The organism is Pseudomonas sp. 1D4, assembly GCF_001728925.1.
GTDB lineage: Bacteria > Pseudomonadota > Gammaproteobacteria > Pseudomonadales > Pseudomonadaceae > Metapseudomonas > Metapseudomonas otitidis.
Genome location: NZ_LXJQ01000086.1, coordinates 1 through 10,890 on the forward strand (window position 1 = coordinate 1; position 10,890 = coordinate 10,890).

At 69.6% G+C, this 10,890-nt stretch carries 10 protein-coding genes; 5 read left to right on the forward strand and 5 right to left on the reverse strand.

Annotation, left to right across the window (positions count from 1 at the left end; translation table 11 throughout):
* Window positions 1–96: 96 nt before the first annotated feature.
* Window positions 97–2,055, reverse strand: a complete 1,959-nt coding sequence (locus A7D27_RS25985; RefSeq protein ID WP_069563109.1) for a DEAD/DEAH box helicase — start codon at window positions 2,053–2,055, stop codon at window positions 97–99.
* A gap of 226 nt (window positions 2,056–2,281) precedes the next feature.
* On the opposite strand from A7D27_RS25985, the gene A7D27_RS25990 reads away from it, so the two are divergent.
* Window positions 2,282–2,743: a hypothetical protein gene (locus A7D27_RS25990; RefSeq protein ID WP_044402383.1), complete on the forward strand. Its 462-nt coding sequence runs from the start codon at window positions 2,282–2,284 to the stop codon at window positions 2,741–2,743.
* A gap of 21 nt (window positions 2,744–2,764) precedes the next feature.
* Here the strand turns inward: A7D27_RS25990 and A7D27_RS25995 are convergent, their stop codons facing one another.
* The 3 genes from A7D27_RS25995 to A7D27_RS26005 form a co-directional block, all read right to left on the reverse strand.
* Window positions 2,765–3,532, reverse strand: a complete 768-nt coding sequence (locus A7D27_RS25995; RefSeq protein ID WP_069563110.1) for an alpha/beta hydrolase — start codon at window positions 3,530–3,532, stop codon at window positions 2,765–2,767.
* A 108-nt stretch (window positions 3,533–3,640) separates the two neighbouring features.
* On the reverse strand, window positions 3,641–5,785 hold the full coding sequence (locus A7D27_RS26000; RefSeq protein ID WP_069563111.1) for a TonB-dependent copper receptor: 2,145 nt from the start codon (window positions 5,783–5,785) through the stop codon (window positions 3,641–3,643).
* A 103-nt stretch (window positions 5,786–5,888) separates the two neighbouring features.
* Window positions 5,889–6,263 carry a DUF2946 family protein gene (locus tag A7D27_RS26005; protein ID WP_069566574.1) on the reverse strand — a complete coding sequence of 125 codons (375 nt, stop codon included), beginning with the start codon at window positions 6,261–6,263 and terminating at the stop codon, window positions 5,889–5,891.
* 283 nt (window positions 6,264–6,546) lie between these two features.
* Between A7D27_RS26005 and A7D27_RS26010 the strand changes: the two genes are divergently transcribed.
* Window positions 6,547–6,999 (forward strand): GNAT family N-acetyltransferase, encoded by a 453-nt coding sequence (locus tag A7D27_RS26010; protein WP_069563113.1) that lies wholly within the window; start codon window positions 6,547–6,549, stop codon window positions 6,997–6,999.
* A gap of 9 nt (window positions 7,000–7,008) precedes the next feature.
* On the opposite strand, the gene A7D27_RS26015 is transcribed toward A7D27_RS26010, so the two are convergent.
* Window positions 7,009–8,598 carry a protein kinase gene (locus tag A7D27_RS26015; RefSeq protein WP_069566575.1) on the reverse strand — a complete coding sequence of 530 codons (1,590 nt, stop codon included), beginning with the start codon at window positions 8,596–8,598 and terminating at the stop codon, window positions 7,009–7,011.
* A 153-nt stretch (window positions 8,599–8,751) separates the two neighbouring features.
* Here A7D27_RS26015 and A7D27_RS26020 point away from each other — a divergent pair, with 153 nt between their 5' ends.
* From A7D27_RS26020 to ppa, 3 genes are all read left to right on the forward strand, one after another.
* Window positions 8,752–9,411, forward strand: a complete 660-nt coding sequence (locus A7D27_RS26020; protein WP_069563115.1) for a DedA family protein — start codon at window positions 8,752–8,754, stop codon at window positions 9,409–9,411.
* Window positions 9,412–9,421: 10 nt separating this feature from the next.
* Complete coding sequence (locus A7D27_RS26025; RefSeq protein ID WP_069566576.1) at window positions 9,422–10,240, forward strand: zinc-dependent peptidase; 819 nt, start codon at window positions 9,422–9,424, stop codon at window positions 10,238–10,240.
* Window positions 10,241–10,317: 77 nt separating this feature from the next.
* A complete protein-coding gene (ppa, locus tag A7D27_RS26030) occupies window positions 10,318–10,845 on the forward strand; it encodes an inorganic diphosphatase (RefSeq protein ID WP_069563117.1) in 528 nt (175 codons plus the stop codon).
* Window positions 10,846–10,890 lie beyond the last annotated feature (45 nt).

The window sequence follows — 10,890 nt, forward strand, 5'->3', positions numbered from 1 at the left end:
TTCAAGGCAGGGTTGAAACCCCGGCTACGGCCTGAACCGTAGGGTGGGCTTCAGCCCACCATCGGAGCTGCCAGCACCACTATCAGGCTCACGCGCTCAGAGATCCGGCGCGCGGGCGGCCAGCACGGCGGTGGCGCCCTGGGGGCGGCGGCAGTACCAGATCACCCGGCTCACGCCGCGGGTGATGGCGACGTAGGCCAGGCGCAGGTTCTCGTCGCGCATGGCCTGGTCGTAGCTGTTGCGGAAGTAGCCGCTGTGGGCGTACAGCGCGTTGCGCAGGGGGTGGGATTCCGGCGGCTGGCAGTCGTCGACGATCACCGCCACCTCCGCCTGCAAGCCCTTGGCCCGGTGGATGGTCAGGGCCTTCACCGGCAACCCCGACTCCAGCGCCGTCTGCACCGTGCGCAGGGTGTCGTTGCGCCGGCCGAGCAGCAGCACAGGCGTGCGTTCGGCGCGCTCCAGGCCGGCCACATGGGCGCACTGGGCCTGCAGCTCGGCCACCAGCGCCGACAAGCCGCCGGGCAGTTCGAAGCCCTGCACCAGCCGCACGCCATGGTCACCCGGCCGGGCCTCGCGCACGGCGCGGCAGGTCTTGTCCTGCTTGAAGGCCACGCCGCCCAGCACCGCCTCGCCGTCGCGCACCACGGCGTCGATGGAGCGGTAGTTGGTCTCCAGGCGCAGCACCGCGCTCTTCTTGCCGCGCCCCTTGGCGAAGTGGCGGTCGAAGTCCATGAACAGCTCCGGCGAGCTGCCGCGCCAGCCGTAGATGGACTGCCAGTCGTCACCGATGGCCATCAGGCTCGGGGTCTCCCCGGCCTGCGCCAGGCGCTCGTGGGCGGCCCGCAGCCAGCGGACGATCTGCGGGGAGATGTCCTGGAACTCGTCGATCAGCAGGTGGGTCAGCGGCACCAGCGCGGGCAGCTTCAGCCCGCCCTTTTCCAGCCGCTCGGTGAGTTCGCAGAACGCCATGTTGAAGGTGGCCAGCCCGCGCTGGCGCAACAGCGCCTGGAAACGCGCCCAGAAGGGTTGCAGCGCGCGGATGAACTGCTGGTCCCGCTGGGGGCAGGCCAGGGCGTCCGGCTGCAATGCATCCACCCGCAACCCCAGGCTCTCGATGAACCCGGCCTGCACGTGGAACGCCTCCGGCAGGGCCATCGGTCCCAGCTCGCCGGCCAGGCGCAACGGGCCTTCCGGGGTCTTCGACAGCACCGCATCGGGCTCCAGGCCCAGCAGGGCGTGGACCGCCGTGCGGAAGCCGACGTCCTCGGCGTAGCAGGCGTGGTAGGCCTCCTGCAGCAGGCGCTGCTGGGACGGCTTCAGACGGCCGGCGGCCAGGGGGTTGTCCGGCTCGTCGCCGGCATCGCGGCTGTCCAGTTGCTCGAACCAGGCGCTCACGCCCATCTCGCTCTTGGCCAGTACGCCCATGGCCGAATGGAAGGTCCGCACGCACTGGCGCGCCTGGGCTGCGTCGAAGGGCACCTGCCAGAACGCCAGCACCCGCATCAGTTGCTCACGCAGTTGGGCACAGGAGGCGTTGGTGAAGGAGATGACGGTGAGCTTGGCCGGGTCGACGCCCAGGTGGGCCAGCAGGTAGACCACCCGCAGCAACAGAGTGGTGGACTTGCCCGAGCCGGCGCCGGCAAAGATGCGCGTCAGCGGCCCACGGGCGAGGATCATCGCCCATTGCTCGTCGGACGGTGCCGCCACCACACCCACCGCGACGGCTTCGGCCACCCGCGCACGCATCGCCTCTTCGGCGCCCTTGCGCCGGGGCAGCGCGGCGGCGCGGTAGACGCTCGGGCCCTCGACGGCCTCGCGGGCCCCGCCAGGTTCCTTGGGGGCGGACTTGCGGGCGGTGGTGCGGCCCTTGCCTTCGCTGGCCTTCTTGTTGCGCCCGCGCGGGCGCGCCTTCTTCTGCTGTGCCTGGGCACGAGCCAGGGCCTGGGCGGCTTCGGCGGCCTCACGTTCGGCACGCAGGTAGGCGGTGGTGCGCGGGAAGCAGCGCACCAGGGTTCCGGAGATCAACGCGGTGTAGCGCTTGACGGCAGACAGCATCCAGCAGGTCCATCGGCAGTGAAACAGGGCGGCGATGATACGGGCTCCCGGGGCCGGCGTCAGTTGCTGGCCCCTGGCCAACCCGGCAAGGCCTTGCCCGGTGCCGGCAAGCCGACGCCGCCCCGACCGGCACGCGACACGCGCCACCCCTTGCCACGCCTGGCTTGCAGCCACCTGGCCCGCTTTATGCTGAACGCGGGTGTCCGCAAATTCGGGGAATCCACCCATGACCCTCATCAACAACAACTCGCCGCTGGCCGGCTACCTCGCCTCGCTGGCTGGCAACAAGGCCGGCAACAGCGGCACGTCCGGCACCACCGACAAGCCGCAGACGCCTTCCGATCCCATTGCCGACCTGCGCAAGCTCGCCGCCAACCTGGTGGCCCAGGGCCGTGGCGGCCTGATGAACGCCATGGCCGGCGACACCGGCAACGTCATCACCAACGCCACCCAGGCCAGCCAGGCCGGGCTCAACGGCAGCGGCGGCGCCAAGCTGCAGTTGCCCGACGTTTCCAGCCTCGACCGTGACGATGCAGCCAAGCTGCTCACCCAGGTGCAGAAGCTGCTGGACAAGAACCTGGGCGGCGGCCTGTCCTTCGTCGGGGTGAACGGCAACCAGCAGACCCAATCCCTGGAAACCTACCGCGACTGGCTGCAGGCCAAGGGCGGCATCAGCGTCTACGCCTGAGCCGCACCCCCCGGCCCCTTCTTAGCGCAGGGCCTCCTGCAGCAGCGCCCAGTAGCGCGGGTGCAGGCTGATGTCGTTGTGCCCCACGCCCTCCAGCGGCTCCAGCCGCGCCACACCGGGGGCGAAGTGCCGGACGAGGCGTTCGGCGTGGGCCGGGGGAATCACCCGGTCCTGCACCGCCACCAACAGCAGGCTCGGCATCCGCAGGGCACCGACCCGGTCCACCGAGCGGTAGCGATCCTTCAGCAACCAGCCCACCGGCACCCAGGGGAAGCGCTCCGCCGCCACCGCCTCGATGCTGTCGTAGGGCGTGACCAGCACCAACCGCCTCACCGGCCGCGCGCTGGCCACCTGCACGGCAACCCCGGAGCCGAGGCTGCGCCCCACCACATCCACTTGCGGGTGCGTGGCCTGCACCTGGTCGAACAGGGCCAGGGCGTCGCGCACGATCAGCGCTTCGGAAGGCTCGCCGGCACTGCCGCCGTAGCCCGGGTAGTGCATCAGGTACAGCGCGCGGTCGGGGAAGGCCTGGCGCAGCTCGGGGAGGTTGAGGGAGACGTCCTCGGCATTGCCGCCGAAGTACAGCAGCGCCCGGGGCCCGTCGTGGGCCTGCACCGTGACCTGCAGCGGTCCCTCGGGGCGGGTGAGTTCGAGGGTGCTGCCCGGCGCGTCGAGGGTGCGCGGCTGAGGCACGTAGAGCAGCTGGCGCTGGAACAGGTAGAGCCCGGCGCAGAGCAGCAGGTAGAGGGCGACCAGCAGGGTCGCGAGGGTGATCAGAAAGCGGGTCATGGCAGCTCCTGGCAACGCCCTGCGAGGGCACCTCCAACGATTCAGAGGTGCCCTGGAGGCGCCGCCCGATCTTTCCACAGGGCCGCCAGGCCCGCTATCGAACGGTGATCAGAAGCTGAAGTCGACCTTGGTCCACAGGGTGCGACCCGGCTCGTTGATCGCCTCGGGGTCGGCGGGGAAGCCGAACCCGGCGTCGCCGGCGCGGTTGAGGTGCTCGGAGTAGGCCTTGTCGAAGAGGTTGTCGACCCCGGCGCTGACCTTGAGGTTGGACGTCAGGCGGTAGGCGCCGTTGAGGGAGAACACGCCGAAGCCGCCGCTCTTGTCGAAATCCTGGCCGACCACGTTGCCCTGCTTCTCCGCCACGCGGTTCTGCGCGGCCACCACGCGCCACAGGGCGCCGGCGCTCCAGGCGTCCTGCTCGTAGGTGAGCCCCAGGCGCGCTTCCAGCGGCGGCATCTGCGGCAGTGCACGGCCGTCGGAGCTGTTCTTGCCCCAGGCGTAGGCCAGGGTGCCGTCCGCCTTCCAGTTGTCGTCCAGGCGGTAGGCCGCGCCCAGCTCGCCGCCCATGATGCGCGCGTCGATGTTATCGGCGCGGGAGGTGGCGCCCATCATCCCTGGGGTGTAGGTGAACAGGATGTAGTCGCGAACCTGGCCGATGTAGCCGGAGGCCCAGGCTTCCAGGTCGCCGTCGTTGTACTGCACGCCGAAGTCGAGCTGGGTGGTCTTCTCCGGCTTCACGCCGTCGAAGGCGTTGACCGAACCGGCCGGGCCGCTGCCGGGGGAGAACAGCTCCCAGTAGTCGGGGAAGCGCTGCACGTGGCCGAGGCCGGCGTAGAGGGTGGCCGGGGCATCCGCCAGGTCGTACTCGTAGCGCATGAAGCCGCTGGGCAGGGTATCGGAGCGGGTCTTGCCGTAGGTGGGGTTGGCCATGTTCATGCGGCCCACGGTGGCGCGGTCGTCGAGGGTCTGGGCGTGGTCCAGGCGGGCGCCGGTGATCACCCGGTTGCGGTCGGCGGCGTACCAGGTCAGCTCGCCGAAGGCGCCGTAGTTGTGCATCAGCGCATCACGCACACGGGGGAACTGGTCGGCGTCGGTGAACTGGCCGCTCATCATCGAATAGCGCGAGGCGCGCTTGCGGTGCTCGCTGCGCATGGCGTCGAGGCCGGCCACCAGTTCCACGTCGCTCCACTTGAAGGTGGCGGCGACACGCCCGCCGAGGGTGCGGCGGTCCACCTGGGAGGCCATCGGCATGGGCATGGAGCTGGAGGGGTTGGGGCTGCGCAGGCGGAAGTTGTCCATCACGTGGTCGGCGTAGTTGTAGTAGACCTGCGCCTCCAGCTTGTCGAGCACGCCGCCCAGGTTGCTGCGCTCGAAGCGCAGGCCGAGGCTTTCCCGCAGGAACTGGCTGCCGTCCATGCCGCGCCCGGCGTAGCGGGCCTCGCCGTTGCCACGGCCGGCGGTCAGTTCCACCAGGGTGTCTTCGTCGGGGGTCCAGCCCAAGGCCACGTCGCCGTTCCACTTGCGCCAGCGCGAGGGCACGGTGTCGCCGTTGCCGTCCTCGTAGTCGTCGGACTGGGACTGGTTGCCGGTGAAGCGCAGGTAGCCCAGCTCGCTGCCCACGGCGCCGTCCAGCACCTTGTCGAAGCGCCCGTTGGAGGCGGCCAGCACGCTGGCGTGGACGCGGCTGCCCAGCTCGCCGAAGCGCTCCGGCTCACGGTCGAAGAGCACCGTGCCGGCCGAGGCGCCGGGGCCCCAGAGCACGGTCTGCGGGCCCTTGATGACGGTGAGGCGGTCGAAGGTTTCCGGCGAGATGTAGGAGCTGGGGGCGTCCATGCGGCCCGGGCAGGCACCGAGCATCTGGCCGCCGTTGGTGAGCAGGTTGAGGCGCGAGCCGAACATGCCGCGCAGCACCGGGTCACCGTTGGTGCCGCCGTTGCGCACGGCGGCGAAGCCGGGAATGGTCTTCAGGTAGTCCGCGCCGTCGCTGGCGGGGATGGGCTGGCGGGCGTCCTTCGGGTCGGCCACCACGGTCAGCGGCGAGCTCTGCTGCACGGCAGTGACGACCGTGGGCTGCAGCTCATGGGCGTCGCTGTCCTTGGCCGCTGTGGGTGCGGTGTGGACGTGCTCGGCCGCCTGCAGGCCGCTGCACAGGGCCAGGCCGGCCGCGAAGGCGAAGGCCTGGCGCCAGCGCAGTTGGCTGCGGTCGAGGGTGAAGGGAGTACGGCGGTCGGTGGAACGGGCAGAAAGGGACATCGTGATTTTCCGGATCAGGTGGATCAGGCCGCGCCGGACGGATGCACGGGCGGCAGGACGCGACGGCCACGCGCAGGCGGGCCGCAGGGGACGAGCCGGAAACTCAGGGGGAGGCGCGGGGGTTGGCTGAAGGCCAGCGTTCTCGCGGTGGGGCCGCACAGCGGCGCTCGCGGGTCGGCCGCGGGATCGTGCGCTGGCGCTGCAGCCAGTAAAGGCCGAGGAAGAAGATGACGCCGAGGGTGATGGCCGAGCCCATCGGGCAGTTGAAGCCGGCACTGGCAAGCTTCGACAGCTCGCCCGGCAGGTCGCCGAAACCCGGCCCCGATTCGCCATGGGCGGAACAGAAGGCACCGCCCAGGCCGCTCAATTCCAACCCCATCGCCTGCCCGTGGTGGACGCTGCAGGCGAGCGCGTTGAGCAGGACGCAGGCATAGAGCATCCAGGCGATCAACGAGCGGGTGGGAGGGGTCCGTTTCATGGGCGGCGACTCTAGCACCGAAGCCCCGGATCACGGAACGCGGGCCTTGTGGCGCATTGCCGCAGTGTCCTGCCGGAACATTTCCCGCCGAGCGGGCGCCGCTCGTTTTGCGCTAACACATGGGACCCTGGCATCGGCAGCCCCTTAACAGCGCGCTCACCTTCACCAGACAGGCCTATGACCCGCGATTGCGCGGCAGCCAAATTTTGAGGCAGCATCGGGACGGTGCTGGCATGGCACCTGCATTCCGTTCCCGTATTCCTACCGACGCCGAGGTCTTCCCATGCGCATCGTCCAAGCCACCCTGGAGCATCTGGACCTGCTGAGCCCGATGTTCGTGAAGTACCGCGAGTTCTACGGCGAGCTGCCCTTCCCGGACTCCTCGCGCAAGTTCCTGGAGACCCGTCTCAAGCGCAAGGAATCGATCATCTACCTGGCCCTGGCCGATGACGAGGACAAGCTGCTGGGCTTCTGCCAGCTCTACCCGAGCTTCTCGTCGCTGTCGCTCAAGCGCGTGTGGATTCTCAACGACATCTATGTCGCCGAGGACGCCCGTCGCCAACTGGTGGCCGACCGCCTGCTGCAGACCGCGAAGAAGATGGCCAAGGAAACCAACGCCGTGCGCATGCGGGTGTCCACCAGCGCCGACAACGAAGTGGCGCAGAAGGTCTACGAGTCCATCGGCTTCCGCGAGGACAGCCAGTTCAAGAACTACATCCTGCCCATCGGCGACTGAGCCCGCTCCTCACAGGCTCAGCCCCCACCACAACCCGATCACCACCGGCACCGCCAGCAACCCCGCCAGCGCCAGGCGCACCCTGCGCCCGTCGCGCGGCGTGGGGGCCTGGCGCGCGGCCTGGAGGGCACGCTCCAGGGCCAACTGGAACTCCGAGAGTGCCTCGAAGCGCGCCCGCGCCTGGGGCGCCAGGGCCCGCGCCAGCACACCGTCCCAGCCCTCCGGCAGCCCGCCGCGAAAGCTCGCCAGCGGCACATAGCGACTGGCCTGCCCACCCTCGGGGCGCGCCACTTCAGGCCATTGTCCGCTGAGCATCCAGTAGCACAGCGCGGCCAGGGCGAACTGGTCGGCCGAGCCGTCCGCCGCCCGCCCATGGCGCAGCTCCGGGGCCAGGGGCACGGCCTGAACCGGGACCGGCTGGCGCTGTACGCCAGGGAGGATCGCGGCGAACTCCGGCAACAGCAGCACCCGACCGTCATCCCCCACCAGGATCTGCCGGGGGTTCAGCCACAGCCCCTGCATGCCGCGCCGCTGCAAGGCCCGCACCGCTTCGATCAGTTGGCACAGCAGGGCGACCAGGGTCGCAGGCGGCAACGGTCCCTGGCTGCCGATCCAGTCCGCCAGGCTGCGCACGCCGGCAGGGGGCGGCTCGAACAGGAAAAAGGCATGCCGGCGCGGCCGGTGGGGCGACAGCACCTGAGGCAGGCTGGCCACCGGGCTGCGCCGCAGCACCCACTCGCGCTGCCAGAAGGCTTCGTCGGCCGGGCCTTCGGCCAGCCACAGCAGGGCCTCGCGCCCGATGTCGTCCCGGGCGCGGAACAGCCGCCCGGGCGGCCCGTAGGCGCAGGCGGCCTGGAGCGTCCAGCCGTCCACCTGCAGGCCGGGCGCGGCATCCGGAACCGCCGGCCAGCTGTTGCCCGGGGTGGGCGCCGGCAACTGGTCGGCGGCGCCGGGCAACAGCACGGCCGCCGCACCGGGGGCCGCCAGCAGCGGTTCGAGCACCTCGCCCAGGCGCCCGGGAGCGAGTTCGGCGCAATCAGCCTGGAAGCGTTGCAGGTCAGCCACCTGCAGCAAGGGCTGCGGTGCCAGCAACAACGGCTCGCCCATGCGCAATGGCAGGCTGTGCTGCACCACCGCCAGCTCGGGCTGGGCTCCCAGCCCGCCTTCGTGGCCGGGCAGTTGCTCCAGCACGCCGCGATGGACCCGTGCCAGGCCCACGGCACCGGCCTGGAAGAAATGCAGCTGGCCGTCCTGCGCCAGCACCAGGCCGGCGCTCAGTTCGGGCAGGCGTGCACCGGCCTGGCCGTGCTTGTAGAGCCGCAGGTTGAGCGCCGCCAGCACCTGACGGGCGGCCTGCACCTCACTCCAGCCCTCCGGGGTGCAGGCGTAGTCGGCGAACAGCGCGTCCAGGTGGTGGTCCAGCACCTGCACCACATTGGGGCACTGCCGTGCCCAGAGCAGCACCAGCATCAGCGACGGCGGCCGCCCCCGATGGCCGGCCACCCAGGCCGCGCGAGCGCGGGCGGCCTGCTGGGGCAGGTCCGGCCCGTGGCCCTGGGCCAGGCTCAGAGCAGGATGTTCCAGCAGCTGCAGCGCCATGGGCGGGCCTCCATTGGTGGAAAACAATGGAAACAGCTGCAGCCTTCATGCCGGAAAACCCTCGACGGAAGCTCGCCGCTCGCCCAGCCCTTGCCCCTATAATGCCGCTCGCCCGGCCACCGGCCGCCTCCGTTTTCCCGTTCAAGGCGCCCCATGGAATTCAACCCGATCGACCTGGTCCTGCACCTGGACCAGTACCTGAACCTGCTGGTCACCAACTACGGCACCTGGATCTACGCCATCCTGTTCCTGGTCATCTTCTGCGAGACGGGCCTGGTGGTGACGCCCTTCCTGCCGGGCGACTCACTGCTGTTCATCGCCGGCGCGGTGTGTGCCAACGGCGCCATGGACCCGCTCCTGCTGGCGCTGCTGCTGATGAGCGCCGCCATCCTCGGCGACAGCACCAACTACCTGATCGGCCGTACCACCGGCGAGCGCCTGTTCAGCCGGCCGAATTCGAAGATCTTCCGCCGCGACTACCTGGAGCGCACCCACGCGTTCTACGACCGCCACGGCGGCAAGACCGTGACCCTGGCGCGCTTCCTGCCCATCGTGCGCACCTTCGCCCCCTTCGTCGCCGGCGTCGGGCGCATGCCCTACGGCCGCTTCGTGGCCTTCAGCGTCGCCGGCAGCATCCTCTGGGTCGGCGGCCTGGTGACCCTGGGCTTCTTCTTCGGCAACGTGCCCTTCATCAAGCAGAACCTCTCGCTGCTGGTGATCGGCATCATCCTGCTGTCGCTGCTGCCGATGATCCTCGGCTTCCTGCACCGTCGCCTGCGCCCGGCCGAAGCCAGCGACGTTTCGCACAGCTGACGGTCGCCCCATGGGTTTCTTCCGCAACTGGCGGCGCCGCCGCCTCCTGGCCCGCCACCCGGTGGACGATGCCCTCTGGGCCGAAGTGCGCCAGACGCTGCCGATCCTCGATGGCCTGGACGCGGAGGAAGACGCCCGGCTGCGCGAGCGCAGCGTGCTGTTCCTCGCCGAGAAGCATCTGAGCCTGCTGGGCGACCTGCAGCTCGACGCCCGCGAGCGCCTGCTGCTGGCGGCTCAGGCCCAACTGCCGCTGCTGCACCTGGAGGAACTGGGCTGGTACCAGGGCTTCCACGAACTGGTGATCTATCCCGACGACTTCGTCAGCCCCCAGCGCCACCGCGACAGCACCGGCGTGGTCCACGAATGGGACGACGAGCGCAGTGGCGAAGCCTGGCAACAAGGACCGGTGGTGCTGGCCTGGCCGGGCATCCAGGCCAGCGGCGGCTGGGAAGGCTACAACCTGGTGATCCACGAACTGGCCCACAAGCTGGACATGCTCAACGGCGACGCCAACGGCCTGCCGCCGCTGCACCGCGACATGCGCCAGTCCGACTGGGCCGAGGCGATGCAGAGCGTCTACGACGAACTCAATGCCCGCCTGGACGAAGACGAGAACGCCGAGCTGCCCATCGACCCCTACGCCGCCGAAGACCCGGCGGAGTTCTTCGCCGTCACCAGCGAATACTTCTTCACCGCTCCCGACCTGCTGCAGGCCGCCTACCCCGGGGTCTACGCGCAATTGCGGCTGTTCTACCGGCAGGACCCGGGCGCCCGCCTGGCCCGCCTCCAGGCCGAGGACCCGGCCTACCGGGACACGACCAACGGATGAACACGGCGGCGTAGCAACGCCCCCTGAATGTGCATATAATCCGCCCACTTTTTTTGGCCCATTCCAGGGAGTCGACCATGAGCTACAGCAAGATCCCGGCTGGCAAAGACCTGCCGAACGACATCTACGTCGCGATCGAAATCCCGGCCAACCATGCGCCGATCAAATACGAAATCGACAAGGACAGCGATTGCCTGTTCGTCGACCGCTTCATGGCCACCCCGATGTTCTACCCGGCCAACTACGGCTACATCCCCAATACCCTGGCTGACGACGGCGACCCGCTGGACGTGCTGGTCGTGACCCCCTACCCGGTCGCGCCGGGCTCCGTCATCCGCGCCCGTCCGGTCGGCGTCCTGCACATGACCGACGAAGCCGGCGGCGACGCCAAGCTGATCGCCGTTCCCCACGACAAGCTGTCCCAGCTGTACGTGGACGTGAAGGAATACACCGACCTGCCGGCCCTGCTGCTGGAGCAGATCAAGCACTTCTTCGAGAACTACAAGGACCTCGAAAAAGGCAAGTGGGTGAAGGTGGAAGGCTGGGGCAACGCCGACGCCGCCCGCGCAGAAATCACTAAAGCGGTTGCGGCTTACCAGAAGTAAGCCCCGACCTCTCAAGGAAAGCCGGCCACAAGCCGGCTTTTTTAT